This window comes from Pseudomonas sp. P7548 (assembly GCF_013386585.1).
Lineage (GTDB): Bacteria > Pseudomonadota > Gammaproteobacteria > Pseudomonadales > Pseudomonadaceae > Aquipseudomonas.
On record NZ_JACARO010000042.1, the window covers coordinates 1 to 23,459 of the forward strand.

A 23,459-nucleotide genomic window follows, 5' to 3' on the forward strand; every position below is an offset into this window, starting at 1 on the left:
CCCAAACGCCCGCCGAACAAACCCCGTCGAATCCCCCAACGACCCATTCACCGTCCCCGAATGATCCAGCTCCGGATAAAAATGCCACTCCACCCGATCCCCCACCTTGCACGCCTCCCTCACCAACGCCTTCTGCCCCGGCACAAACACATCACGGTCCTTACCGCCCGTCCCCAAAAACACCGGAACATCGGTTTTCAACGTGGGATACGCCGACTCACGATAAACCCGCTCCAACGCCACCTTGGGCGAACGCTTGAAGCTGTTATTGAACGTCAACCCATCCGCCACCACCCGCTGCTCAATGGCATGCAAGCAATCCTCCTGGCTGGCCTTGAACGCCGGCAACGCCTGATCAGCCAAGTAATCGGCCGGCACAAAGGAAGGATCAAGCAAAGCCGCCGTACTCAGCCGCAACAGGTTGTAGGCAAACGTCGGCACCACAGAACGGCGCGCCTCTTCAAGCTCGGGGCTTTTGCCGTGGGTGTGGGTCGAGGCATAAGGCGTGCCCGTCGCCACCACGCCGACAAGTTCCACCTCCGGCGCATAGGCCTTGGCCGACACCGCCGTGGCAAACGCCGCACGGCCGCCCTGGGATTGGCCAAACACCACCACCCGCCGAGACAGGTTGAATCCCCCCGCGCCCACCGCCCGAATACTGTCGAGCACGCCATAGGCCAGCGGGCGGGTCAGCCCGTAAGGGTGCAAACCCGGCGTGCCCAGCCCCTGGTAGTCAGTCGCGACAATCGCATAACCCTGGTCGAGCCAATAGTTGAGGTAACGCGTGTCCCGTGGGCGGCGCGCGTTCAGTGACGGCGCGCACCGGTCAGCGCTGCCCACCGTGCCGTGGGCCCAGGCCATCAGCGGCCAGCCACCGGCAGGCGGTGTGCCCTTGGGCACGAACAGCGCACCGGACACCGCGATGGGCGTGCGGTTGTCGAGCCCGTCGGTGGAGGAATAGAGAATGCGCAGGTTCTGCGCGGCCGACGGCAGGCTCTGTGACGGCGTCAAAGCCTCGCTGCGCAGCAGCTTGCCTGGCACCGTCGGCACCGGGCCGTTCCAGGTGTAGAACCCCTCGGCAGCGCTGCTACTGCCCGCGATCAACACCCACAGCAACGCCCACCCACGCATCGACGATCACCAGCCTTCTTTCAACATGCGCAACTCCAGGTACTGCAACAGCATGAGGGTCTTGCCGTCGACAATCTCGCCGCTCTGCACCATGGCCAGGGCCTGCTCGAAGCCCAGTTCAAGCACTTCGATGTCTTCGCCCTCTTCCTCGATACCGCCGCCACTGCCCACCTGGTCGCCTGGCTGGTACTCACCGATGAAAAAGTGAATGCGCTCGGTCACCGAACCCGGACTCATGAAGGCCGAGTAGATTTTTTCCACATGATGGACGCGGTAGCCGGTCTCTTCTTCGGCTTCCAGGCGGATGCGTTCTTCGGGGCTGGCGTTGTCGAGCAAACCGGCAGCGGCTTCGATCAGGTAGCCGTGGTAGTCGTTGACGAAGGTGGGCATGCGGAACTGACGGATCAGCAGCACGGTGCGTTGCGCACGGTTGTACAACAGGATGGTCGCGCCATTGCCTCGGTCGTAGACCTCGCGGGTCTGGGCCTGCCAGGTGCCGTCCTGACGGCGCAGGTCGAAGCTGTATTTCTTGAGGATGTACCAGTTGTCCGAGAGGGTTTCTTCGGCGTTGATGCGAACGGGGCTGTTGTCCATGGTCGGTCCTTAGCGCGTGGAAGGTGGAGCATGTGGTTGCGCCAGGGCAGCGTCAAGCGGATCACTTGCGGCTACAATCGCGCTCCACGAAGGATCTCTCCAGGTTCAAGGAAATGATGCTGCACATCCCGACGCTACGGATAGTGGTGCGCGGCCAAAGCGCGGGGGCGCAATCGAGTTCAGGTGCCAGCAACCGTCTGAGCCGGCGCCTGCTTGATACGCGACCAGGCGGCGGCGACTTCCTCGGCGCTGTGCGCTTTTACCCGCGCGAGGTCCCGCGGGTAATCCACTCCGGGGTTTTCCGTGAACCGCGTCGCGGTGAATTGGCCATTGCTGGCGCGCAAGATATAGCCCGTGTCGTCGCACTGCGCACTGGCCAGGAATACCACGCCCGGTGTCACCCAGTCCGGTTTGAGTTCGTCCGGCTCTTCAGTCACGCCCCACATGCGGGTCTTGGCCACCGGCGAGATCGCGTTGACACGAATACCGGCCGGCGCGCCCTCATGGCTCAGCGCATTCATGATGCCCAGTTGCGCCATCTTGCCGGCACTATAGGCCACCAGCCCCGTCTGCTCGTACTGCGCATACATGGCGCGGTCGGAGGTGGTGAGAATGATGCGCGGTGAGCGGGAGCGCAGCAGGTGCGGCCAGGCGTGCTTGCACAACCAGAGTGGCGCGTAGAGGTTGATATCCATGGCCCGTTGCAGGAACGCGGGGTCGAGGTCTTCGATGTTTTGGTAGCCCACCCAGCCAGCGTTGTGGATCAGGATATCGAGCTGCCCGAAGGCCTCGATCGTGTGCGCGATCAGTTGCCGGCAACCCTCTTGCTGGGATAAGTCGCCCGCTACGCCGATCACCGCCAGGCCTTCAGCCTGCAACGCCTGGGCGGCGGCCTGTACCACCGATGGGTCGGCACCTGCCCCCACCTTATCGGCCCCGATGTCACTGATCACCACCCGGGCACCGCCCATGGCCAGCGCTCGTGCATAACTGAGCCCCAACCCGCGTGCGCCACCGGTGACAATCGCGGTTTTTCCTGTGAAATCCATAGACGTGCTCTCCTGTTCGGCTGCCCACCCTAACAACCCGTGACGGGCTTGTTCAATGCTGTAACACTTTGCAAGCTATCGCCCCTGACGGTGGTCGAATTAATTCCTGCCCGCGCAAGCCATCTGGTAAAACCCGTGCTTCGCCTTTGTCCTGGAACCTTCATGTCATCTCGTTTTATGTCTCGCCTGGGCCTGCGCTGGTTTCCCCTGTTGTGCATGGCGTTGTTGATCGTCGGCCTGCCGGTGGGCTGCGCCGTGCTGCAACACAAGGAACGCGAGCTGGTGTTTCGCATCGAGCCGGGCACGGCGGGTTGGTATACCGGCTTGCCGAAAGCCGTGCAGGAGTTCGACCTCAAGCCCGCCAGTTTCAAGTCGGGGCAGAATATTCACGGCTGGTGGTGGCCGGCAGACAAGCAGGACGCCCCGGCGATCCTCTACCTGCACGGCGTGCGCTGGAACCTCACCGGGCAGCTGTTTCGCATTGAGCAGTTGCACGCGCTGGGCTATTCGGTGCTGGCCATCGACTATCGCGGTTTCGGCCAGAGCCAGGGCGACTTGCCTTCAGAAACCAGCGTGTACGAAGACGCGCGCATTGCCTGGGAGCGCTTCCAGGTGCTGCAGCCCAACCCAAGCAAACGCCTGCTCTACGGGCACTCATTGGGCGGCGCCGTGGCCATCGACCTCGCTGCAGAGTTGAGCAAACAAACCCCGGTGCCGGTACGCGGGCTGGTGATCGAATCCACGTTCACCTCCCTGGCCGATGTCGCCACCGCCGTGGCCAACACCTCGTTGCCGGTGCGCTGGTTGCTGTCGCAGAAATTCGATTCGATCGACAAGATCGCCGAGGTACACATGCCGCTGCTGGTGGTGCACGGCCTCGACGACCGCTATGTACCGCCGCGTTTCAGCCAGCAGTTGTTCGATGCCGCCCAGGACCCCAAGCGGTTGTTGCTGGTGCCAGGCGCCAGTCATAACAACAGCATGAGCCTCGCGGGTCGCAGCTATGGCCAGGCGCTGGACAACCTGATGCGCGCGAAGGTGCCAGCACAGGTGGTGACACACTCCACAGGTCGCAACGGCGACTCCTGAAAGCACTTTTCGGCACCCGGTCTGCGCTTGGCTGTCAAGCGCAAACCCTGCCCATACTGGCCCGCGCCGGCAGTTGATCAAATATTAACCGCGGGTTAAATCGCCAACCCTGCCGGGCCTTCGTAAAGTTATCCACAGAGATACCCACGGTTTTCGTGGACAACTCTTTTTATTTTTTTACGATTTTTTTGCTCAATAAATGCTTTCGGGAAATGTACCCGGCAGCAGAATTTCGCGGTTCACATCGCGTATATCGTTATAGCCACACAACGCCATCGACACGTCCAACTCACGGGCGATGATGTCCAGCGCCTTGGTCACGCCCGCCTCGCCCATCGCACCCAAACCGTACAAATGAGGCCGCCCGATCAGGGTGCCTTTTGCGCCCAGTGCCATCGCCTTGAGCACGTCTTGCCCCGAGCGAATGCCACCGTCGAGCCACACTTCAATCCGTTTGCCCACGGCCTCGACGATTGCCGGCAACTGGCTGATGCTCGACGGCGCGCCGTCCAACTGGCGCCCGCCGTGGTTGCTCACCACCAACGCATCGGCGCCGGAATCGGCCGCCAGCCGCGCATCTTCCACATCGAGGATGCCCTTGATGATCAGCTTGCCGCCCCAGCATTTCTTGATCCACGCCACATCGTCCCAGCTCAGGCGCGGGTCGAATTGCTGGGCGGTCCACGACGACAGCGAACTCATGTCGGCCACACCTTTTACATGCCCGACAATGTTGCCAAAGCCTCGGCGTTTGGTGCCAAGCATGCCCATTACCCAACGCGGTTTGGTGGCCATGTTGAGGATATTCGGCAAGGTCAGTTTGGGCGGCGCCGAGAGGCCATTGATCAAGTCCTTGTGGCGCTGGCCAAGGATCTGCAGGTCCAGAGTCAGCACCAATGCGTCCACGCCTGCGGCCTTGGCGCGCTCGATCAACTGCTCGATGAACGCGCGGTCGCGCATCACGTACAACTGGAACCAGAACGGTTGGCCGACGTGTTCGGCAATGTCTTCCAGGGAACAGATGCTCATGGTCGACAAGGTGTAGCGCAGGCCGAACGCGGCGGCGGCGCGGGCGGTGAGGATCTCGCCGTCGGCATGCTGCATGCCGGCCAACCCGGTCGGCGCCAGGGCCACCGGCATGGCCATGTCCTGGCCGATCATGGTGGCGCGGATCGAACGCGAATCGATGTTGCGCGCCACCCGCTGGCGGAATTTGATCTGGGCAAAATCGCTTTCATTTGCCCGGTAGGTGCTTTCAGTCCAGGAGCCGGAATCGGCGTAGTCGTAAAACATCCTTGGGACACGTTTTTGCGCGAGCTTGCGTAAGTCTTCGATGGTTGTGATCAACGACATCGGGGTCACCTCTCCCTGAACTGAACACAGAGAGTAAGCGTAGATCCGCCATACAACCAGCCATTGCGTTTACATCACCCGAGGGCTAATCTCGCATAAACCCGCAAAAAGACGCACAAACATGCAAAACACCCATCACGCCATCGACCTGCCTTCGTTGCGTAAACAGAAGATCCTGTTGCTGCTGGAGCGCGACGGCAAAGTCACCGCCGCCGAGCTGGTGGAGCATTTTGCCGTGTCCCAGGACACCATTCGCCGTGACCTCAGCGAGCTAGCGGCAGCCGGTCTTTTGCAACGTGTCCACGGCGGCGCCCTGCCCCGGCCCAAAGACACCGGCAAGGATTTTTTCACCCGTGTCGGCGAGACCAACGACGCCAAGCGCCAGCTCGCGCAATTGGCCGCAGACCGTGTGGAAGACGGGCAGATTGTGCTGTTCGATTCCGGCTCGACCACCTTGAAAATCGCCCAATCCTTGCCACGCAACATCCGCCTGACAGTGGTCACGCCGTCACCGATGATTGCCATCGCCCTGGCCGATCACCCCAACGTCAAAGTGATTCTGGCCGGTGGCCAACTCAACCCGGCGACCCTTTCCACCAGCGGGCATGAAACCGTTCGCCTGATTGAAAGCGTCAAGGCAGACCTGCTGTTTACCGGCGTGTGCGCGCTGCACCCGCAGATCGGCATCAGCTCGCTGCATTTTGATGAAGTGGCGGTCAAACAGGCCCTGATCGACAGCGCCTCACACGTAGTGGCGGTGACCATGGCGGACAAACTCGGCGCCGTGGAGCCCTTTATCGTGGCGCCATGCAGCCGAATCCATACGTTGATTACCGAATGGCATGTGCCGAGTGTCGAGGCGTACGAGCAGTTAGGCTTGGAGGTGTTGAGGGTGGAGGTCGAGTAGGTACAAGGCGTCAGCCACCGCATGCCCGCTGGCGGTGTTATCGAAAATGCACCATGTGAGAATACCCTGCGCAACCGACTGCTCGAGCAGGCGCGCAAACGCCTGCACACGCTCCAGGCCATAGGCGCTGTGATAAAGACGCGGTGAACCGTGCAGACGCCAATAACGCACGCCTTGCCAACCGCCGGGGCTCGCCCCGCGTTCGATCACGGGTGGGTCAGCAGCCACCCGCGCCACCTGGAAACGCTCCAACAACGCCTCGGCCTTGAGCCAACTGGCATGACGCGGTTCAAGCACAATGGCTCCGGTATAGCGTTGGCGCAGAGCGGTGAAAAACGTTGCAGCCACGCCTGGCTCATAGCTCAGTGAGGGAGGCAGTTGCACCAGCAAACAGCCTAGCTTTTGACCCAAGTGCAGGCATTGCTCAATGAACTCATCCAGGGCGGTCTCACAGTATTGCAAGCGAAGTTCATGGGTGATGTTTTTCGGCAATTTGACTGAAAAGCGAAATGCCGATGGCACCGAGTCGTGCCAACGCTCATAGGTCTTGGCCAAATGCGGGCGGTAAAACGAACTGTTGATTTCCACCGCATTCAAGCGCATTGCGTAGCGCTGTAAATGCGTGCCCTCGCTTTTAAAGGCCGACGCGTATTGCCGAGGCAAGCTCCACCCCGCACAGCCCACAAACAGCGGCGCCGTCAAAACAGCACCGCAGCCGCATCGCGCATGAAAATCTCAATGGTCTTGGGGCCCACACCATCAAACTCACCCAAGCGTTTTTCAAACGCCTGGCGATTATTACTGGCGTCGCGCATCTGCGTGATGTTGCCCGCGTATTCCGCGTTCAGTTTGGCACTCAGATCGAGCAGGCGCTGTGCGGTGGACTCGTCATAACGCACGTAATGCGCACGCCCCAGCATCGCGACTAATTCGCGGGAGGTGCAATGTTGCAACTTGCGCGCCGTGTCCCGGCCCTCTTCCTCGACAATCACCCGATAAGCCTGGGCCGCGATGGGCGCCTGGATGCGTTTACCCATTAGGAAGCTGGCAAGAAACCATTTGAACAGGCTGCTGTTGTCTTCAGGCGTGAGCTCAATGCCGAGTTCCGATGCACTAATTGAACGAGCCATGGTTATTCCCCCAGCATGGGATCGGAGCTTTTTTCATCACAGGCGAACGGGATCATGACGGTGACTCCTGGCAGTTGAACGACCCTTGAAACAGCGGCCCTGTAAACAGCAGAGGCCCACTCTGAGGGGATAGTTCAAGGAAATTGCCCGGGCAGACCATCGGAGAAATAAACGCGAATTAAATTAAACCTTCGGCGCACACGCCCGCTCAACAGACGGTAGCCACACCTTCCCACCCGACGTTCGCCACAGGAGACACCCCACCATGAGTTCCCGACTCACTGCCAAGAAGATCCTGATCATCACCTCCAACACGGGTATCGAGCGCGACGAACTGCTCAAGCCTCTGCAGCAACTGCGCGGCGATGGCGCGACCGTGACCCACGCTTCCAGCAAGGGCGGTACGACCCAGACATTTGTGGGCGACACCGAGAAAGATAAGGCGGTGGAATCCGACACTAAATTGTCCGAGGTCTCCAGCGCCGACTTTGACGCCCTGATCATCCCAGGTGGCACTGTAAATGCCGATACCCTGCGCCAGGACACGGCAGCTCTCAAGCTGATCAATGAGTTCGTCAAAGCCGGCAAAACCGTGGCGGCCATCTGTCACGGGCCGTGGGCGTTGATCGACGCTGGCGTCATCAAGGGCAAGACCCTCACCTCGTACAAAAGCGTGCGCACGGATCTGATCAACGCCGGAGCTGCCGAATGGGTGGATGCACAGGTCAAGGAGTGCAAGGCCAATGGATGGGCGCTGATCACCTCACGCACGCCAGACGATTTGCCGGCATTCAACGACGCCATCGCCAAGGCTGTTGCCGGTTGATGGCCTGCCACTGAACGAAAACAGGCGCCCTGGGGCGCCTGTTTTTTTAACGGCAGTTTCAGCTTCGACGGTGATCGGGCATCTCGCGCTTGGGCCCGAACATGGCCCAGGCGATGAGCCCGAACAGCGGTACGAAAATCAGAATGATCAGCCACAGCCCCTTGGTCTCCCAGCCACCAGTGCTGCGTAATACGATGTTGATTGCCCACAGCTCCAACAGCAGCAGAATCACCGCCAAACCGATCCAGACATAGTCTATTTGCATGCGTCACCTCCTGAGGTCGTATGCATTAGGTCAAGGGATCGGCGCGAGGGTTCATTAAAACTGCCCGGCGATGGCCTTTCGTCGCGCACGGGGAAATTTTCCAAACTTTGGTTCCAGGCCATGACTCCCACTAGGTAAGCCCCCTTGAATTGACCCGGAGGCGGCGAAACATGGAAAAGGGATCACGTCATGAAGACCGATATCTCGCGCAACATCGTGTTGATCATCTGCCTCGCCGGATGGCTGGGCAGCCCGGTCCATGCGGCCTTCGGCGATGACACCAGCCCACCGCCCAGCTTGAGTGGGGACAATGCCGCAGGCTCTGCCCTACCGCCAGGCACCTACCCCAGCAGCCCCGCCGACAGCGACAAGAAAGCCGATTCGACGCCGAAAAAAGACAGCGTCAAACCGGCCCCCAAACCCAAGCACCGCAGCGATAAAACCCAGCCGAGCCGCACACCTCGCACCGGGAGTTAGCAGCTTATTCGCTGCCGTCGTAGTCGCCGATAAAGTCCAGGCGTTGGTCCAGCCACTGCCGGACAATTTCCCGCGCTGCCCTGCGTGCGTCATCGGCCGACAGCCCGCGCTCTCGCTGCAACCAGGTCGCCGTCACTTGCCGTGCCGGCTCGATGGCGGCCAGGGCTTGCTGACGGGATTTTTTTGGCCACAGCGCGTCATCAGTCCAACTGCGTATAGCGGCGGCGGGATCCTGCGCGGGCGCCGCCGGCGTGAGGAAGTCCCGTGGCGATACGGTTGCCCGAAGCCCCAGTACATTCCACGCGGCATAGCTGGCAAAGCGGATGGTGCCCGTGTTGCCGCTGGCCGTGGAGATGGCCGGGTCGAAAGCGGCGTCCAGCTGTTTCCAGGGCGTTTGCTTGAACAAGTCACCTTGCGGCGCACACACGGGCGCGAAGGTATCGCGGGTGGAGCCGTACAAAGGCCCGAATGCTGCGTACGCATCCGCGCCGTGGCGACTGAACACAAAGCAGTGCACATAGGCGCGCTGGTCACCGAAAAACACGTACTGCGCACGCTCGATCATCATGCGCAGCAGGGTCAGCATGACCTGGTCGCGGCTGACCTTGGGGTCGTTCTCGAGGTCCTGGTAAATCCCCCAGGGGAAACTGTCGGTCTTGAGCACCGCCAACACCTGCTGGCGGTTGGCGTCGGCTTCTTCAGCGGTCACCCCGCTGGTGGGTTCGAAACGTTGCAGGTACACCAGCCAGGCCGCAGCCAGCTCACTCGTCGGGTAACCGCGCAAGCCCTTGGCGGCGTCGGCCGGGCGGTCGGGAATGCTGGCGATGATCGCGTCCAGCTGGGCGGTGTCCGTCTGGGTGAGCGTGCCCACTTCGACCACCCGTTGGCTCAACAAGGGTTGCAGGCAGGCGACATCAACGCCGCAGGCATTGCGGGTTTGCAGCCAGGCGCGTTGGCCGTTGCGCAACGCCTCGCGTGGCGCGCCTTCGAGCTTGGCCATGGCACGCCGGTAGTGTTCGCCCAGCGTGGTGTCGAGGCGACTCAATTCGGCATTGGCGCAGAGTGTCTGCTCGACGGGTGTGGCGGCTTTCTTGCAATCAAAGGAGGCCGCCCAGGCCGGTGTACCGGCACCCAGCAATACCCCGGCGAGCCACAACAACGAAACGTATTTTTTGACCCTGCAATCCATGGCGATCCTTGAAGATGAGGCGTTGAAGGCGCGTAGTGTGCCGCGCCTGTTGCCGATTACAAAGCCTCATCTCGGGTGGCGTCAAAGCGCTCCCGCGCTTGGCGAAACGCGTCGGCGTTGTCCACCACCCAACTCCACAGCGGGAACATGTTCACCAACAACTGTGTGCCGAGGGGTGACAGCGCGTATTCGACCCGGGGCGGTACTTCTGCGAAGTCGTGGCGCAGCACCAGGCCATCGCGTTCCAACTGGCGCAGCGTGCGGGTCAGCATGCGCTGGGTCACGCCTTTCATGCGCCGGCCGATCTCGGCATGCCGCAACCGGCCGTTCACCCCCAGCACATGCACGATCCCCAGGGACCAGCGGTTGCCGGCATGGGTCAGCAGCTCGCGCTTGAGGCCGTCATCGTCTGCGCTCAGGGCATCGCAGGCCGCTTGCGAGCGTCGGATGATCTCGTGGTTATCCATGCGGGTCTCCCGGTATCACTGGTGTGCCTTCTTATGCGTGGCGATGAATTCTGCAAGCATGCCACGACTTTCAACCTCGACGGAGAACCCTATGACCCCTTCTTCCATTCTGGTACTCGGTGCCGGGGAACTGGGCATGGCTGTGCTGCAAGCGCTGGCCGCTTCGACCGCCTCACACACCACGCGAATAGCGGTAATGCTACGCCCTGCCAGCCTGCAATCGGCCACCGCCCGGCAGCTGCAAACATTGGGTATCGAGTTGCTCGCCGGCGACTTGCAGAACGACAGCCAAAGCACCCTCGCCGCGCTTTTCGCATCCTTCGCCACGGTCATCTGTTGCACCGGGTTTGCCGCAGGCCCGGGCACCCAGCGCAAGCTCGCACGGGCGGCCATTGAAGGCGGCGTGCAGCGCTACGTGCCGTGGCAATTTGGCGTGGACTACGAGGTGATCGGTCGCGGCAGCCCGCAGGATACCTTCGATGAACAACTGGATGTACGCGACCTGCTACGTGGCCAACAAGGCACACAGTGGCTGATTATCTCCACCGGGATGTTCACCAGTTTCCTGTTCGAACCGTCCTTCGGCGTGGTCGATTTACCCAACAATACCGTGCATGCCCTGGGCGATTGGGACACCGCCGTCACCGTCACCACCCCGGAGGATATCGGCCGGCTGACGGCGCAGATCGTGCTGGCGCAACCGCCACTTACCAACCAGGTGGTGTTCACTGCCGGCGACACCCTGACCTACGGGCAACTGGCCGATACCGTGGACGCGGTGCTGGGCATCACCCTGACCCGCGAGCGTTGGTCGGTGCCGCATTTACAGGCGGAACTGGCCGAGACGCCGCACGACAACCTGAAGAAATACCGTGCCGTATTCGCCCAGGGCAACGGCGTGGCCTGGGACCCCGCCGTGACCTTCAATGCACAGCATCAGATTGCGGTGACAGACGTCGAAAGCTGGATCCGCCAGCACCTCACGGCACCGGCAACCACGCGTTGAACTCACCCCGGGCCGTCAACGGGCACCAGGCGAAATCCCCCACGGGCGTCGGCAACGGCTGACGCTCGGCCGCCATCAATGCACCGCCCTTCCAATCGAATACCCGCGTACCTCGCCAGGCCAGGACCACACCCCGGGCCTGGCTGTCGTCCGTGTTGACCCAGCACGCAGCCGCAGCGGCCATGAACGCTTCGATCGGCTCGTCGTCGATCTGCGTGCGATAGGCTGAGCCGAGCAGCCAGCGGCAGATATTCAGGTGGTAGGTCCAGTCCAGCGGCGGCTGGTTGCGGTAGGCCCAGGTCATGAAACTGCGGAACAGGTTCAGGCCTTCCGGTGGGTCGAGCTTGAGCAACGCAGGGCAGATGTCGAACAAGGTGTGCCAATGGGGCAGCAGGCGTGCATCCAGGTGCACGAAACAACGGGAATTGCTCGGGTAGTCAGGCAGAGTCGGTTCTGCGCGCAGGCGACGGGACGCCTTGCTGACCAGGCGGCGAGCGCCGGCAGGCAATACAGGGTTCATGGAACGCACTCACAGTCGTGACGATAGAACGCCCCCTGGTCACAGGAGGCCCAAGGCACACGTCAGAAAGCGGGAGAAGCGCGGGGGTTGGCCGACGGCCAGGAATATCGCGGAGGCGCCTTGCTGCGCCGTTCATGGGCCGGGCGTGGGGTTTGCCCAAGGCCGAGCAACCAGGTCAGGCCGATCAGGAACACGATGGCGACGGTCACCGCGTTGCACACCGGGCAGGCAAAGTAGTTCGAGATGTTGCTGGACGCCGGGTTACTCAACCCTTTGTCGGAAAGTGGCGCCTGCTTGCCCTCCACGGAACAGAACGCGCCACCGATCCCGTTGAGCTGCTGGCCCATCATCTGGCCATGCCCCAAACCGCAGACGAACACGTTCATCAGCACGCAGAAGTACAGGGTCCAGGCGATCAGGGCGCGGTCGGGATGGCTCAATTTCATGGCGGCGACTCTACCACCGAAGCCTCGCAGGGATGAAGCACGACGCGCCCCTGTGGCAGAACGTCGCAGATTACGTGGGCTGGCCTGGGTTGGTAGACTGTGCGCCCGCATCGTTACTCCTTTCCCAAGCCTGATGTGCAGCTCCAGAGCAATGCAGGCGTTTCACAGGATGCACAGTTGATGAGTACGTTATTCACCCGCCGCAAAGTGCTGACCGGTATGGGCCTGTTGGGCCTGGGCAGCCTGCTGGGCGGCTGTGACTACAGCCCCAAGCTGAACTTCAAGTACGGCAAGGACCTCAGTGACAAGATCATGGGCCGCACCTTCAAGCTCAAGAACACCGACGGCGAGACCGTCACCCTGAGTTCGTACCGTGGCCTGATGCCGGTGGTGTTCTTCGGTTTTACCCAATGCCCGGCGGTGTGCCCCACCACCCTGGCGCGTGCCGCCCAGGCCAAGAAGCTGATGGGCCGCGATGGCGAGATCATGCAGGTGGTGTTCATCACCCTCGACCCCGAACGCGACACCCCGGAAATCCTCGACAAGTACGTCAAGGCCTTCGACCCCAGCTTCGAAGCGCTGTACGGCACCCCGGAAGAGATCGCCGTGGCCGCCAAGGAATTCGGGATCTTTTATGAAAAGATCCCCGCCGGCGACACCTACACCCTGTCCCACACCGCCACCAGTTTTGTCTTCGACACCCGTGGCAACCTGCGCCTGGGCCTGCAGGCGTCCCTTACCGCTAAAGAGTGCGCAGAAGACCTGCTCACCGTCATGGAGGTCTGCTAATGACTGCCGTTCAACACCTCAAGCGCCTGACCCTCGGTCTCACCCTGCTGGGCCTCGCCGCCCACGCCAGCGCCCAGGTGCTGGTCACCGACGCCTGGGTGCGCGCCACCGTGCCGGGCCAGCCGTCCAGCGGTGCCTTCATGACCGTCACCGCCGATACCGACAGCAAGTTGCTGAGCGTAGCCTCGCCAGTGGCCAAGGACGTGCAGATCCATGAGATGAGCATGAAGGACGACGTGATGCGCATGGGCCCGGTGGACTCGGTTGCCCTGCCCGCCGGCAAGGCGGTCACCCTCGACCCGAATGGCTACCACGTGATGCTGATGGGCCTGACCGGCCAGATCAAAGAAAGCGACCAGGTGCCGCTGACCCTTACGGTGCAAGACGCCAAGGGCAACAAACAAACGATCGACATCAAGGCCCCCGCCCGCGCCCTCGACGGCATGGACCACAGCAAAATGCACTGACTGTAGTGAGCGGGCTTGCCCCGCGCGGCGGCGTATCAGACAGCCCCCAAGCGCCAGGTCGATCGCCGTTTGGTGTGTCAGGTAGGGGTTGGGTGACTGATACGCCGCGGCGCGGGGCAAGCCCGCTCACTACAGGTTTGGCTCACGTAAAAAATCGATCAGGGCCCGCAGTTTGCGGCTGACGCGGCGGCGGCTGGGGTAATACAGGGTGTACCCGGGCAGCGTCGGGCACCAGTCTTCGAACAGGCTCTCCAGTTCGCCTCGCGCAATCAGCGGGTCGATATGCCCGCTGATCATGTAGCCGATCCCCAACCCGTCCAGCACGCTTTGCACCAGCGCCGATGAGTCATTGACGATCATCCGCCCGCTCACCGGCAGCAACAGTGTCTCCTGGCCCCTGGCCAAATCCCAACGCTCCACCACGCCACTCGACGCACGAAAGCCGATGCAGTTGTGCTGCAGCAATTCGCCCGGGTGTTTCGGCGTGCCGTATCGGGCGAGATAGCCAGGGGACGCGATCACATGCATACGCAACGCCGGCCCGACCTTGACCGCCACCATGTCCTGCTCGACGAAATCCCCAAAACGAATGCCCGCGTCGAAGCCCAGGCGCACGATGTCGACCAGGGCATTTTCCAGGGTCAGTTCCAGGTCGATCTGCGGGTGGGCTTCAAGAAACGCCGACAACAGCGGTTGCAGCACCGTCAGGTAGCCGGCGCGGGGCACGTTGAGGCGCAGCAGGCCGGACGGCAAGCCGCTGCTGTCGCCCACCTCCTGGGCCGCTGCCGTCAGTGCGTTCACGGCCGGCTGCACCTTGGCCAGGAACCCCGCCCCCGCTTCCGTCAGGCTCACGCTGCGGGTGGTGCGGTTGAACAGCGCGACACCCAGGCGCTGTTCCAGGTTGCGGATCACCTGGCTCACCGCCGAGGGCGACACGCCCAGGCGCACGGCGGCGGCCGAAAAGCTCGCGTGTTCGGCGACACACACAAAGGTCACCAGCCCGTCGAGTTGATCCTGGCGCATAGGTTGCTCCGCAGAAAAGGCACGGTATAGCACAGGCATTATGAAGATTGGCTTCAAAGCCTTAACGGCATACATAAAAGCTCTGCCATCAACACTTACTATATATTTTCAATCTGCAAACAGACCCGATAGCCTGATTCTGCCGCCCTCGCCTGCGCGACAGCGGCCCACAATTCCAAAAATAAATCGGGTATCCCTGTGAACACATCCCCTCGCGCCCTGAAAAGCCTGCTCCACCTGGCGGTGGCTTTCGCCCTCTTCAACAGTTTCGGCGCCCAGGCGGCCAATACCGGCGAGCTGCCGTGCGCCACCACCGAACAATGCGCTGCCCAAGCGGCAAAAGTCGGCGCCACCCCCGACAGTTCGCAAACCGAACACAAAGCCAAGGGCGACCCGACCCAGACCCAGTTCGCCTGGCTGAACCGCATCAACAAAGCCTCGATCGTGATGCTCACCGAAGAAGGCATCGTCAAGCCCGAGATGGGCCAGAAGATCGCCGGTGGCGTGCGCTACGCCATCGCCCAGGCCGACCAGCCCGGTGGCACGCGCCCGAGTGACGTGCTGCAACTGGAAAAAATCATGACCGACAAGATCGGCCCGGAAGCCTCGCTGATCCACTCCGGCCGCAGCCGCCAAGACATGCTCGCCACCTACCGCCTGGCCGCCTTGCGCAGCCAGGTGCTGGCCTACAGCGAAGCGCTCAACGCCACGCGCCTGCGCCTGCTGAACATTGCCGATAAAAACGTCGACACGCTGGTGCCCGCCTACACCAATGGCGTGCAGGCCATGCCCATCAGCTATGCGCATTACCTGTTGGCCTTCGAGGCGGCGTTTGACCGCGACGGCCAGCGCATCCGTGAGCTGTACACGCGCCTGAACAAGAGCCCGATGGGCACGGCGGTGCTGGCGAACTCGGCGTACCCGCTGAACCGCGAACGCCTGGCCGAGCTGCTGGGTTTTGATGGGGTGCGTGAGAACTCGCTGGATTCGAGCCAAGTGTCGACCTACGACATCCCGATTGAAGCGGCCAACCTGGCCTCGTCCTCGGCGATCCGCGTGGGCGCGATGATCGGCGACATCCACACCCAGTACCATCAGATCCGCCCGTGGCTGCTGTTGGATGAAGAAGCCACCTACACCAGCAGCGCGATGCCGCAAAAACGCAACCCGGGCTTGCTGATGCGTGCCCGTGAAAGCGCCTCGGACGTGGTCGGCCTGGCGCAGGCGGTGACCCTGCGTGCCCACAACGTCACCACCGGCATGACCGACTACAAGTTCGCCTTCGACTCCCTGGGCGTGTTCCGCTCCACCAAGGAGATGTTCGAAGCCACCGACGCGGTGCTCGACGCGTTGCAGATCAACCCGCAGCGCGCGCTGGAAGAGCTGGAGTCGGAATGGACCACCTCGATGGAATTGGCCGACACCCTGGAGCGCCAATTCAAGGTGCCGTTCCGCATCGGCCACAGCTTTGCCTCGCTGATCGTGACCGAAGCCCGCAGCAACGGCACCACGCCGAAAACCTTCCCGTATGCCGATGCGCAGAAGCTGTATAGCCAGGCAGCGGACAAGTACAAGTGGACGCCCAACACCTTGCCACTCGATGAGGCCGGTTTCCGCGCGGCGCTGTCGCCGACCACCATGGTGCAGACCCGCAAAGGCACCGGCGGCCCGCAACCGCAAGAGGTCAAGCGCATGCTGGCGGAGGCGCGCAAGACGCTGGAAGGCGATCAGCAGTGGCTCAAAGAGCGACGTGAAAAGCTGCAGAACGCCGAAGGCAACCTCGACAAAGCCTTCGACAAACTGGCCAACACCAAAGGCTGACACGCGGTTCAACAATGTGGGAGCAAGCCCGCTCCCACATTTGCTCCGCGTCGGCCTCAGCTCGCCAACTCCCGCCGCAACACCGTCCGGTCAATCGATCGTTGCCATGCGCAGATCGCCAGGCAGGCCACGCAGTTGCCCAGCACATTGGTCAACGAGCGGCACTTCATCAATCGCTCCACGCCCAGCAACAACCCGACGCCTTCCAGCGGCACCAGTTGCAGGATGTTCAAGGTCGCAATCAGGGTAAACAGCGCCGAACCCGCCACGCTGGTGGAGCTCAACGAGGTGATCAGGCAGATCACCAGCACGGCGAGCAATTGCGGCAGGGCCATCTCCACACCGGCCATGTGCGCGAGGAACATGATCGCGGTGGTCAGGTACAGGTTGGTGCCGGCCAGGTTGAAGGTGTAGCCGGTGGTCAACACCAGGCGTACCAATTGGCGGTCGCAGCCCAAGGCTTCGAGTTTGTTCACGCACCCCGGAAGAGCAGCCACGGAAGAGCCGGTGAATGTCACCAATAACAACTCTTCTTTTAAATAAATAATCAGACTGGATAACTTAACGCCGACCCATCGCGTGACAGCGGCAAATACCACACCCACAAATAACGCACTGACCAGATAAATAACCACCACAAACTTCAACAAGGGTAATACCGAACTAACGCCGTATTTACCCACCACAAATGCCATCGCCCCAAAGGCTGCCAAAGGGGCAAACTTCAAGATAATCCGCAACAGATAGAACAGGCCCTGCACACCCGCCTCCAGCCAGCCCAGGCAGCGGTTGCCGACGCGGCTACCCCGCCCCAGCAGCAGCCCGCAGACAATAGCGACACACATCACCTGCAGCACCAGGCTTTGGGCAAACACGTGATACAGCGTGGAAGACGCCGACAACAGCGACAGTTCGTGCAGGAAGCCTTCAGCCGGTAACGGGGGCGTCGGCAACGCGCTGTGCTCCAGGTTGAACACCCAGCCGGTTGCCATGCCCACCACCAGCGCAGCGCAAGACATCAATTGGAAATACACGATGATCCGCCGCACGACATGGCGGTGATGGGGTTCGCGCTTGATCCCGGCAACACCGGTGGACACCAGCACAAACAGCAGGAACGGCATCAATAAACCGACCAACTTGATGAACGCGTCACTGAGCACTTTCATCTCGATTGCCAGGTCCGGATAAACCAGGCCCAACGTCATGCCCAGTGCGATGGCAATCAGAATAGGCAGGGTTCCGTTCTGGGTATATCGGGTGAGCATCGGCACTCCGGCATGTTTTTACTTATTGTTATTGTCGGCATCCGACACTTTCGGCATATTGACCGCCTGGCCGCTGCAGGCCGCAAATAATAAAGTCTTGTCACGGGATATACCACCATGGAACTTCGCCATTTACGTTATTTCATCATGGTGGCCGAAGAGCGACATTTCACCCGTGCCGCTGCGCGCCTGAACATGCAGCAACCGCCCCTCAGCCAACAGATCCGCGCCCTTGAAAAAGAGCTGGGCTTCGACCTGTTCAAGCGTCACCCCAAGGGCGTCGACCTCACGGCCGGCGGCCTGGTGTTTCTGGAGGAGGCCCGGGTGATCCTGGCCCGGGTCGAGCACGGCTCGCTCAAGGCGTCCCGGGCCGCCCAAGGCATCGAAGGCACCCTGGTGATCGGCTTCACCAGCTCCGCCGCCGCCCACCCGCTGATCCCGCGCATCATCCGCGCCTACCGCGAGCGCTACCCCGGCGTGGAACTGTCGATCAACGAAGGCAGTGCACGGGAAGTGACCGAGGACAGTATCGAAAAACGCCTCGACATCGGCATCCTCCGCGCACCCGTCAGCACCCACCAGAGCCTGACCTTCCACCGTTTGCTCAACGAAGAAATGCTGCTCGCACTGCCCACCGGCCACCCCCTGCTGAACGACGCGGCCATCCCCCTGGTCGCCCTCAAGGACGAGCGCTTCATCCTGGTCCGCCGCCCTGGCGCCCCGGGCATGTACGCCAACCTGATCAAGGCCTGCCAGAACGCCGGCTTCGAGCCCAGGATCGCCTTTGAAGTGGAACGCATGCTGACCAACGTCAGCCTGGTGGCAGCCGGCGAAGGCATCTCGGTGGTGCCCGCCTCCATGCGCGATGTGCACCGTGAAAGCGTGGTGTACTGCCGGATCAAGGACGCCCGCCCGAAATTGCTGGCGCCGATCACGCTGGTGCGCCGTACCTTCAACCCGTCAGCACCGCTGCAAAATTTCATCGAACTGGCGCGGGAATTAAGCGGGATCTATCGCAAGGCATGAAACGTCTTTTTTCTGCTTCAATCCACGATAAACAGCTTCGCCCCGACCCGCGTCGAGGAACGATGGCCTTCCATGTCATTGCCCACTTGATAACTCATTCCGGGTGTTAGGACGAACTGTCGACCGTCCTCCAGCTCCGTGTGCAACTCGCCTTCGAGGCACAACAGGACATGCCCTCTCCAGCACCAGTGATCCGCCAGGTAGCCCGGGGTGTATTCCACCATGCGCACACGGGTGGTGCCGAAGTGACAGGTCCGCCATAAGGCACTGCCCGTGACACCGGGGTGAAGCTGTGCTTCGAGGGTTGACCAATCGGTGGTGCCAAACGCAACAGCAGTGAGATCCATGATGTACTCGGTCGTCAGTTAACATGACGTGAAACTAACGGCCTGCTCGGTTGGGCGGTAGACACAGATCACCTGCTTTTGTGGGATACAGGCACGCGCCTTTGTTATCCTGCCGCCCTGCCCTCATGGACACGAGCCTATGCAGATCAACCCCGACTACATCCTTTTCGACACCGAGCACTGGCGGCTCAACCATCACCAGGCGTCGAAGCTGCCGGGTTACCTGATGCTGGGAGCCAAGGCGCCGATCCATTCGTTGGCGGATATGCCGGAGGCGGCGCTGGCAGAGTTGGGCGGGTTGCTGGCCAAAGTACAACGGGTGATGGAAACGCACCTGCAACCCAAATGGCTGTACATCAGCCGGTATGGGCACATGCCAGGCTTCCCCCTGCATTTTCATTTCATCCCGGTGTATGACTGGGTTGAAGCGGCCTTCTGGCGAGATGAGCGCTACCGCGCGCTGCAGGATTTCGGCACGCAAGGGCACGGGCATACGGTGACGGATGGCGCTGACCTGACGCTGTTTGTCTGGCGAGAGTTTGGAGAAAACCCTGTATCACCCACGATCCACGGACCTTCGGTGCCTCAAGTCATCGAAGCGCTGCGCGCACGCTTCCGGGCTTAACACCGACCCTGTAGGCGCTGGCTCGCCAGCGATAGCGGTGGTTCAGGCAACATCTGCTTCAGCCGTGCCACCGCCTTCGCAGGCAAGCCAGCTCCCACAGGGATCCCTGATTCAGGCGTTTTCATTTCCCACCCGGGTGAATGAATAACGGTCGATATCCGTGCGCAGTGTCCAGCCCTGCCCTTGCCAATAGCGGGCCGCTTCTGTGTTGGTCTTGAACACGTCAAGGTGGCATTTGTGGATGCCCAGTTGCTCAAGCTCCGTAAGACAACGTTGCACCAAGACCTGGGCAATGCCCTGGCGACGATACGCCGGCAGCACCAGCAGGTGCTGCAAATAACCACGACGGCCATCGTGGCCGCACATCACGCAGGCCACCAACCGGTCGCTGTCTTGCGCCACGAAACTCATACCCGGGTTGCGCGCCAAATAACGTTCGGTGGCCTCGCGGGAGTCGGCGTCGCGCAGGGAAATACCGGGGGTGTCTTGCATCAGTTCGAGCACTGCGTCGTAGTCGGCAGTGCTCATCACACGAATGTTGACCATGGTCCTGAAAGCCCTCTGAGTGAGGGCCCAGTGTGCCTGCACTGGCAGCGGTCGTGCACCCATGAATGCACGACCGGATAAGCACTTGAATCAACGCAACTGGAACCAGGTGGTTTTCAACTGCGTGTACTTGTCGAACGAGTGCAACGACAGGTCCCGCCCGAACCCGGACTGTTTGCCGCCACCAAAGGGCACTGTCACATCCAGCGCGTCGACGGTGTTGACCGACACCGTACCGGCCTTGAGGGCGCGGGCAACGCGGTGTGCGCGGTTGAGGTCGTCGCTCCACACCGACGCGGCCAGGCCATAAATACTCGCGTTGGCTTGCTGGATCGCCTGTTCTTCCGTGTCGAAAGCACTGATGGCGAGCACCGGGCCGAACACCTCGTTACGGGCAAGCGCCATGTGCGAAGTCACGTCGCCAAACACCGTGGGCTGGATGAAGTTTGACGAGCCGTTGATCGTCAACTGCTGGCCGCCACACAAGAGCCGGGCGCCCTCGCCTTGGGCCTGTTCGATGGCCTGCAGGATATGCGCGGTTTGCCCACGGTCGACAATGGCGCCGGCAGCGCTGCGCGGGTCCAGGGGATCGCCGGGCATCCAGGCGCGGGACTTGGCAATCACGCGCTCGACGAACTCGTCATGGATGGAACGTTGCACATACAGCCGCGAGTTGGCCGAACACACCTCGCCCTGGTTGAAGAAAATCCCGAACGCGGCCTTCTCCGCTGCCAGGTCCAGGTCCTGGCAGTCTTCGAACACCAGGTTCGGGCTTTTGCCCCCGCACTCCAGCCACACCTGCTTCAGGTTCGATTGCGCGGAATACTGCATGAAGTACTTGCCCACCTGCGTGGAGCCGGTGAACACCAGGCAATCCACATCAGGGTGCAGGCCCAGGGCTTTACCGGCGCTTTCGCCGAGGCCGGGCACCACATTGAGCACGCCTTCGGGGATACCCGCTTCGAGGGCGAGCTGGGCCAGGCGCAACGCAGAAAACGGCGACTGCTCGGCGGGCTTGAGCACCACGCTGTTGCCGGCCGCCAAGGCTGGGGCCAGCTTCCACGCGGCCATGTCCAGCGGGAAATTCCATGGCACCACGGCCGCCACCACGCCCAGGGCTTCACGTGTAATGGTTGCCAGTGCGGTATGGGCCGTGGGGGCGACTTGATCGTAGAGCTTGTCGAGCGCCTCGCCGTACCAGGCGAACACATGGGCCGCGCCGGGCACGTCGATGTGATAGGCGTCCATCACTGGCTTGCCCATGTTCAGCGAGTCGAGCAGCGCCAGCTCTTCGCGGTGGGTCATCAACAACTCGGAGAGCTTGATGAGGATTTTCTTGCGCTCCACCGGCGTCATGCGCCGCCACGGGCCGGTTTCAAAGGCCTGGCGTGCGCTGCGTACGGCCAGGTCGACTTCCATTTCGCCACAGGCGGCCACCCGTGCGACCACCTGGTTGTTGGCGGGGTTGATGGCGTCAAAGGTCGCCCCGGAGGCCGCACTCACGGCGCGGCCGCCGATCAAGGCGGTGTGGATAAAGCGCTGGCGGGCAGCGCGCTGTTGCCAGTAATCAAGATCGAACACGGTGTGCTCCCAATGGATGTCGGAGGGATAAGAAGGGTTATTCAGCGATCTGCAATTCGGGCATCTTCACGCTCAAGCCCCGGGTGATACCCAGCAGGCAAAGCAGCCCCAGGCCCATCCAGCACAGGCCGATGGTGAAGGACATGCTCGACAGGCTGGTCCACAACCAGATCGTGCTGAGAAACCCCAGGGCCGGCAGCGCGGCGTACAGCAGGTAGTTGCGCAGGCCACGCAGTTTCTGGTCGACCAGGTAGTGCTTGATCACCGCCAGATTCACCGCCGAGAACGCGAACAACGCCCCGAAGCTGATCATGTTGGCCACGGTGTCCAGGGTGATGAACAAGGCAATCAACGAGAACAGGCTGACCAGCACAATCGCCGTGGCCGGCACGCGCTTTTTCGTTACCAGCTTGCCGAGTACCCGGGGTAATGCGCCGTCACGGCCCATGGCAAACAGCACCCGCGACACGCTGGCCTGGGAAACCATCGCCGAGGCAAAACAGCCGGCAACGTAGGTGGCGGTAAAGGCGGTCACCAGCATTTCCCCACCCACGCGGCGCATCACATCCACCGAGGCGGAATCGGGGTCAGCGAAGCTGTTCCACTCGGGAAACACCATCTGGGCGAAATACGAAACCAGCAGGAACAACAAGCCGCCAATCAATGACACCAGCAGGATGGCCAGCGGGATGGTGCGGCGCGGGTTGGGGGTTTCCTCGGCCATGGTCGACACCGCATCAAAGCCCAGGAACGACAGGCACAACACCGCCGCCCCCGCCATGATCAGTGGCGCGCTGAAACCTTCATGGTGGAACGGCGCGAGCAGCGAAACCGGTGCTGCTTGCTCGTTCAGGTTGTGCACCGACAACGCCACGAACACCACGATAAACACCAGTTGGGCCACGATCAGCACCCAGTTGACCCGGGTGATCGACTCGATGCCCACCAGGTTGAGCCCCGTCACCAGGGCAATCGAGCCGAGCACCCACACGGCGGTCGGCACACCGGGGAAGTATTCCGACAGGTAGATGCCGATCAGCAGGTAACTGAGCAGCGGCAGGAAGATGTAGTCGAGCAGCAGCGTCCACCCGGCGATAAAACCGAAGCACGCGCCGAACGCCTTGCGGGTGTAGGAGTAGACCGACCCCGAATAAGGATGGGCCTGGACCATGCGCCCGTAGCTGTAGGCGGTCAGCAACATCGCGGCGAGGGTCAGCATGTAGGCGGTCGGCAAGTGCCCACGGGTCATCTGGGTGACCAGGCCATAGGTGGTGAACACCGCCAGCGGGACCATGTAGGCCAGGCCGAACAGGATCAGCCCGACCAGGCCCAGTGGCTGGCGGAAGCGTCGACCGCTAGAAGGTGCAGCGGACGCAGGATGGGAGGGGGTATCGGCCACGTTTTTTATTGTCGTCATGGGTGACTCCTGGAAATCGGCATGCAGGGCGTCGCGGCATGCGATGAGATCGATGCCGTTCAAGCGGTGTCGGAAGGCGATCACTCACCCCTCTGCGTGG

Annotated in this window: 27 protein-coding genes; 10 read left to right on the plus strand and 17 right to left on the minus strand. The window is 61.8% G+C overall.

The annotated features are described in order from the left end of the window. From HX803_RS17770 to HX803_RS17780, 3 genes are all read right to left on the minus strand, one after another. On the minus strand, positions 1 to 1,131 hold a 1,131-nt coding region (locus tag HX803_RS17770; protein ID WP_178922126.1), incomplete at its 3' end, for a lipase family protein. A 6-nt stretch (positions 1,132 to 1,137) separates the two neighbouring features. Next, positions 1,138 to 1,725: an NUDIX domain-containing protein gene (locus HX803_RS17775; protein ID WP_178922128.1), complete on the minus strand. Its 588-nt coding sequence runs from the start codon at positions 1,723 to 1,725 to the stop codon at positions 1,138 to 1,140. 179 nt (positions 1,726 to 1,904) lie between these two features. Continuing rightward, complete coding sequence (locus tag HX803_RS17780; protein ID WP_178922131.1) at positions 1,905 to 2,774, minus strand: SDR family NAD(P)-dependent oxidoreductase; 870 nt, start codon at positions 2,772 to 2,774, stop codon at positions 1,905 to 1,907. Between the two features lie 162 nt (positions 2,775 to 2,936). On the opposite strand from HX803_RS17780, the gene HX803_RS17785 reads away from it, so the two are divergent. Continuing rightward, positions 2,937 to 3,863, plus strand: a complete 927-nt coding sequence (locus HX803_RS17785) for an alpha/beta hydrolase (protein ID WP_178922133.1) — start codon at positions 2,937 to 2,939, stop codon at positions 3,861 to 3,863. 192 nt (positions 3,864 to 4,055) lie between these two features. Here HX803_RS17785 and HX803_RS17790 read toward each other — a convergent pair whose 3' ends face one another. Beyond that, on the minus strand, positions 4,056 to 5,216 hold the full coding sequence (locus HX803_RS17790) for an alpha-hydroxy acid oxidase (RefSeq protein ID WP_178922135.1): 1,161 nt from the start codon (positions 5,214 to 5,216) through the stop codon (positions 4,056 to 4,058). Positions 5,217 to 5,337: 121 nt separating this feature from the next. Between HX803_RS17790 and HX803_RS17795 the strand changes: the two genes are divergently transcribed. After that, complete coding sequence (locus tag HX803_RS17795; protein ID WP_178922137.1) at positions 5,338 to 6,123, plus strand: DeoR/GlpR family DNA-binding transcription regulator; 786 nt, start codon at positions 5,338 to 5,340, stop codon at positions 6,121 to 6,123. Here HX803_RS17795 and HX803_RS17800 read toward each other — a convergent pair. Beyond that, the gene (locus HX803_RS17800) at positions 6,088 to 6,726 is read right to left on the minus strand and encodes a DUF72 domain-containing protein (RefSeq protein ID WP_372339922.1); all 639 of its coding nucleotides are present in this window, start codon (positions 6,724 to 6,726) and stop codon (positions 6,088 to 6,090) included. The two genes, HX803_RS17795 and HX803_RS17800, sit on opposite strands and share 36 nt — an antisense overlap. 95 nt (positions 6,727 to 6,821) lie before the next feature. Further along, the gene (locus tag HX803_RS17805; protein WP_178922141.1) at positions 6,822 to 7,253 is read right to left on the minus strand and encodes a DNA methylase; all 432 of its coding nucleotides are present in this window, start codon (positions 7,251 to 7,253) and stop codon (positions 6,822 to 6,824) included. A 265-nt stretch (positions 7,254 to 7,518) separates the two neighbouring features. On the opposite strand from HX803_RS17805, the gene HX803_RS17810 reads away from it, so the two are divergent. Continuing rightward, the gene (locus HX803_RS17810) at positions 7,519 to 8,079 is read left to right on the plus strand and encodes a type 1 glutamine amidotransferase domain-containing protein (RefSeq protein WP_178922142.1); all 561 of its coding nucleotides are present in this window, start codon (positions 7,519 to 7,521) and stop codon (positions 8,077 to 8,079) included. A gap of 58 nt (positions 8,080 to 8,137) precedes the next feature. Here HX803_RS17810 and HX803_RS17815 read toward each other — a convergent pair whose 3' ends face one another. Beyond that, complete coding sequence (locus tag HX803_RS17815) at positions 8,138 to 8,344, minus strand: PLDc N-terminal domain-containing protein (RefSeq protein ID WP_178922144.1); 207 nt, start codon at positions 8,342 to 8,344, stop codon at positions 8,138 to 8,140. A 189-nt stretch (positions 8,345 to 8,533) separates the two neighbouring features. Between HX803_RS17815 and HX803_RS17820 the strand changes: the two genes are divergently transcribed. Continuing rightward, complete coding sequence (locus tag HX803_RS17820) at positions 8,534 to 8,821, plus strand: hypothetical protein (RefSeq protein ID WP_178922146.1); 288 nt, start codon at positions 8,534 to 8,536, stop codon at positions 8,819 to 8,821. 4 nt (positions 8,822 to 8,825) lie between these two features. On the opposite strand, the gene HX803_RS17825 is transcribed toward HX803_RS17820, so the two are convergent. Both HX803_RS17825 and HX803_RS17830 read right to left on the minus strand, forming a co-directional pair. After that, positions 8,826 to 10,010: a lysozyme inhibitor LprI family protein gene (locus tag HX803_RS17825; RefSeq protein WP_178922148.1), complete on the minus strand. Its 1,185-nt coding sequence runs from the start codon at positions 10,008 to 10,010 to the stop codon at positions 8,826 to 8,828. Between the two features lie 56 nt (positions 10,011 to 10,066). Beyond that, on the minus strand, positions 10,067 to 10,477 hold the full coding sequence (locus HX803_RS17830) for a helix-turn-helix domain-containing protein (protein ID WP_178922150.1): 411 nt from the start codon (positions 10,475 to 10,477) through the stop codon (positions 10,067 to 10,069). 91 nt (positions 10,478 to 10,568) lie between these two features. Here HX803_RS17830 and HX803_RS17835 point away from each other — a divergent pair, with 91 nt between their 5' ends. Next, on the plus strand, positions 10,569 to 11,483 hold the full coding sequence (locus HX803_RS17835; protein ID WP_178922152.1) for an aromatic alcohol reductase: 915 nt from the start codon (positions 10,569 to 10,571) through the stop codon (positions 11,481 to 11,483). Here the strand turns inward: HX803_RS17835 and HX803_RS17840 are convergent. Beyond that, entirely contained in the window at positions 11,458 to 12,003 is a 546-nt protein-coding gene (locus HX803_RS17840) for a putative natural product biosynthesis protein (protein WP_178922154.1), read from the minus strand. The two genes, HX803_RS17835 and HX803_RS17840, sit on opposite strands and share 26 nt — an antisense overlap. Positions 12,004 to 12,065: 62 nt before the next feature. Next, the gene (locus HX803_RS17845) at positions 12,066 to 12,449 is read right to left on the minus strand and encodes a DUF2946 domain-containing protein (protein ID WP_178922155.1); all 384 of its coding nucleotides are present in this window, start codon (positions 12,447 to 12,449) and stop codon (positions 12,066 to 12,068) included. A 180-nt stretch (positions 12,450 to 12,629) separates the two neighbouring features. Here HX803_RS17845 and HX803_RS17850 point away from each other — a divergent pair, with 180 nt between their 5' ends. Both HX803_RS17850 and HX803_RS17855 read left to right on the plus strand, forming a co-directional pair. Then, positions 12,630 to 13,238 carry an SCO family protein gene (locus HX803_RS17850; RefSeq protein WP_034106413.1) on the plus strand — a complete coding sequence of 203 codons (609 nt, stop codon included), beginning with the start codon at positions 12,630 to 12,632 and terminating at the stop codon, positions 13,236 to 13,238. Next, positions 13,238 to 13,705 carry a copper chaperone PCu(A)C gene (locus HX803_RS17855; protein ID WP_178922156.1) on the plus strand — a complete coding sequence of 156 codons (468 nt, stop codon included), beginning with the start codon at positions 13,238 to 13,240 and terminating at the stop codon, positions 13,703 to 13,705. The genes HX803_RS17850 and HX803_RS17855 overlap by 1 nt, the downstream gene beginning before the upstream one ends. Before the next feature lie 129 nt (positions 13,706 to 13,834). On the opposite strand, the gene HX803_RS17860 is transcribed toward HX803_RS17855, so the two are convergent. Next, a complete protein-coding gene (locus HX803_RS17860) occupies positions 13,835 to 14,728 on the minus strand; it encodes a LysR family transcriptional regulator (protein WP_178922157.1) in 894 nt (297 codons plus the stop codon). Positions 14,729 to 14,926: 198 nt separating this feature from the next. Between HX803_RS17860 and HX803_RS17865 the strand changes: the two genes are divergently transcribed. Further along, entirely contained in the window at positions 14,927 to 16,549 is a 1,623-nt protein-coding gene (locus tag HX803_RS17865) for an argininosuccinate lyase (protein WP_178922158.1), read from the plus strand. A 56-nt stretch (positions 16,550 to 16,605) separates the two neighbouring features. On the opposite strand, the gene HX803_RS17870 is transcribed toward HX803_RS17865, so the two are convergent. Beyond that, on the minus strand, positions 16,606 to 17,817 hold the full coding sequence (locus HX803_RS17870) for a cation:dicarboxylate symporter family transporter (protein ID WP_178922159.1): 1,212 nt from the start codon (positions 17,815 to 17,817) through the stop codon (positions 16,606 to 16,608). 117 nt (positions 17,818 to 17,934) lie between these two features. Here HX803_RS17870 and HX803_RS17875 point away from each other — a divergent pair, with 117 nt between their 5' ends. Then, the gene (locus tag HX803_RS17875) at positions 17,935 to 18,843 is read left to right on the plus strand and encodes a LysR substrate-binding domain-containing protein (protein ID WP_178922160.1); all 909 of its coding nucleotides are present in this window, start codon (positions 17,935 to 17,937) and stop codon (positions 18,841 to 18,843) included. Between the two features lie 17 nt (positions 18,844 to 18,860). On the opposite strand, the gene HX803_RS17880 is transcribed toward HX803_RS17875, so the two are convergent. Beyond that, on the minus strand, positions 18,861 to 19,190 hold the full coding sequence (locus HX803_RS17880) for a DHCW motif cupin fold protein (RefSeq protein ID WP_178922161.1): 330 nt from the start codon (positions 19,188 to 19,190) through the stop codon (positions 18,861 to 18,863). A 139-nt stretch (positions 19,191 to 19,329) separates the two neighbouring features. On the opposite strand from HX803_RS17880, the gene HX803_RS17885 reads away from it, so the two are divergent. Next, positions 19,330 to 19,815, plus strand: a complete 486-nt coding sequence (locus tag HX803_RS17885; protein WP_178922162.1) for an HIT family protein — start codon at positions 19,330 to 19,332, stop codon at positions 19,813 to 19,815. 111 nt (positions 19,816 to 19,926) lie between these two features. Here the strand turns inward: HX803_RS17885 and HX803_RS17890 are convergent, their stop codons facing one another. The 3 genes from HX803_RS17890 to HX803_RS17900 all read right to left on the minus strand — a co-directional run bounded on the left by HX803_RS17890 (position 19,927) and on the right by HX803_RS17900 (position 23,359). Beyond that, positions 19,927 to 20,361: a GNAT family N-acetyltransferase gene (locus HX803_RS17890; RefSeq protein WP_178922164.1), complete on the minus strand. Its 435-nt coding sequence runs from the start codon at positions 20,359 to 20,361 to the stop codon at positions 19,927 to 19,929. Between the two features lie 90 nt (positions 20,362 to 20,451). After that, entirely contained in the window at positions 20,452 to 21,942 is a 1,491-nt protein-coding gene (locus tag HX803_RS17895; protein ID WP_178922166.1) for an aldehyde dehydrogenase, read from the minus strand. A gap of 37 nt (positions 21,943 to 21,979) precedes the next feature. Further along, entirely contained in the window at positions 21,980 to 23,359 is a 1,380-nt protein-coding gene (locus HX803_RS17900; protein WP_178922168.1) for an APC family permease, read from the minus strand. Positions 23,360 to 23,459: the final 100 nt, after the last annotated feature.

Excerpts from the sequence above, each read along its gene's own strand:
- HX803_RS17795 (WP_178922137.1), top strand. The coding sequence starts at position 5,338 with ATGCAAAACACCCATCACGCCATCGACCTGCCTTCGTTGCGTAAACAG.
- HX803_RS17875 (WP_178922160.1), top strand. The coding sequence starts at position 17,935 with ATGGAACTTCGCCATTTACGTTATTTCATCATGGTGGCCGAAGAGCGA.
- HX803_RS17835 (WP_178922152.1), top strand. The coding sequence starts at position 10,569 with ATGACCCCTTCTTCCATTCTGGTACTCGGTGCCGGGGAACTGGGCATG.
- HX803_RS17850 (WP_034106413.1), top strand. The coding sequence starts at position 12,630 with ATGAGTACGTTATTCACCCGCCGCAAAGTGCTGACCGGTATGGGCCTG.
- HX803_RS17780 (WP_178922131.1), bottom strand. The coding sequence starts at position 2,774 with ATGGATTTCACAGGAAAAACCGCGATTGTCACCGGTGGCGCACGCGGG.
- HX803_RS17890 (WP_178922164.1), bottom strand. The coding sequence starts at position 20,361 with ATGGTCAACATTCGTGTGATGAGCACTGCCGACTACGACGCAGTGCTC.
- HX803_RS17785 (WP_178922133.1), top strand. The coding sequence starts at position 2,937 with ATGTCATCTCGTTTTATGTCTCGCCTGGGCCTGCGCTGGTTTCCCCTG.
- HX803_RS17775 (WP_178922128.1), bottom strand. The coding sequence starts at position 1,725 with ATGGACAACAGCCCCGTTCGCATCAACGCCGAAGAAACCCTCTCGGAC.
- HX803_RS17885 (WP_178922162.1), top strand. The coding sequence starts at position 19,330 with ATGCAGATCAACCCCGACTACATCCTTTTCGACACCGAGCACTGGCGG.
- HX803_RS17820 (WP_178922146.1), top strand. The coding sequence starts at position 8,534 with ATGAAGACCGATATCTCGCGCAACATCGTGTTGATCATCTGCCTCGCC.
- HX803_RS17860 (WP_178922157.1), bottom strand. The coding sequence starts at position 14,728 with ATGCGCCAGGATCAACTCGACGGGCTGGTGACCTTTGTGTGTGTCGCC.
- HX803_RS17880 (WP_178922161.1), bottom strand. The coding sequence starts at position 19,190 with ATGGATCTCACTGCTGTTGCGTTTGGCACCACCGATTGGTCAACCCTC.
- HX803_RS17815 (WP_178922144.1), bottom strand. The coding sequence starts at position 8,344 with ATGCAAATAGACTATGTCTGGATCGGTTTGGCGGTGATTCTGCTGCTG.
- HX803_RS17840 (WP_178922154.1), bottom strand. The coding sequence starts at position 12,003 with ATGAACCCTGTATTGCCTGCCGGCGCTCGCCGCCTGGTCAGCAAGGCG.
- HX803_RS17790 (WP_178922135.1), bottom strand. The coding sequence starts at position 5,216 with ATGTCGTTGATCACAACCATCGAAGACTTACGCAAGCTCGCGCAAAAA.
- HX803_RS17855 (WP_178922156.1), top strand. The coding sequence starts at position 13,238 with ATGACTGCCGTTCAACACCTCAAGCGCCTGACCCTCGGTCTCACCCTG.
- HX803_RS17870 (WP_178922159.1), bottom strand. The coding sequence starts at position 17,817 with ATGCTCACCCGATATACCCAGAACGGAACCCTGCCTATTCTGATTGCC.
- HX803_RS17900 (WP_178922168.1), bottom strand. The coding sequence starts at position 23,359 with ATGACGACAATAAAAAACGTGGCCGATACCCCCTCCCATCCTGCGTCC.
- HX803_RS17845 (WP_178922155.1), bottom strand. The coding sequence starts at position 12,449 with ATGAAATTGAGCCATCCCGACCGCGCCCTGATCGCCTGGACCCTGTAC.
- HX803_RS17830 (WP_178922150.1), bottom strand. The coding sequence starts at position 10,477 with ATGGATAACCACGAGATCATCCGACGCTCGCAAGCGGCCTGCGATGCC.
- HX803_RS17800 (WP_372339922.1), bottom strand. The coding sequence starts at position 6,726 with ATGCGCTTGAATGCGGTGGAAATCAACAGTTCGTTTTACCGCCCGCAT.
- HX803_RS17805 (WP_178922141.1), bottom strand. The coding sequence starts at position 7,253 with ATGGCTCGTTCAATTAGTGCATCGGAACTCGGCATTGAGCTCACGCCT.
- HX803_RS17810 (WP_178922142.1), top strand. The coding sequence starts at position 7,519 with ATGAGTTCCCGACTCACTGCCAAGAAGATCCTGATCATCACCTCCAAC.
- HX803_RS17825 (WP_178922148.1), bottom strand. The coding sequence starts at position 10,010 with ATGGATTGCAGGGTCAAAAAATACGTTTCGTTGTTGTGGCTCGCCGGG.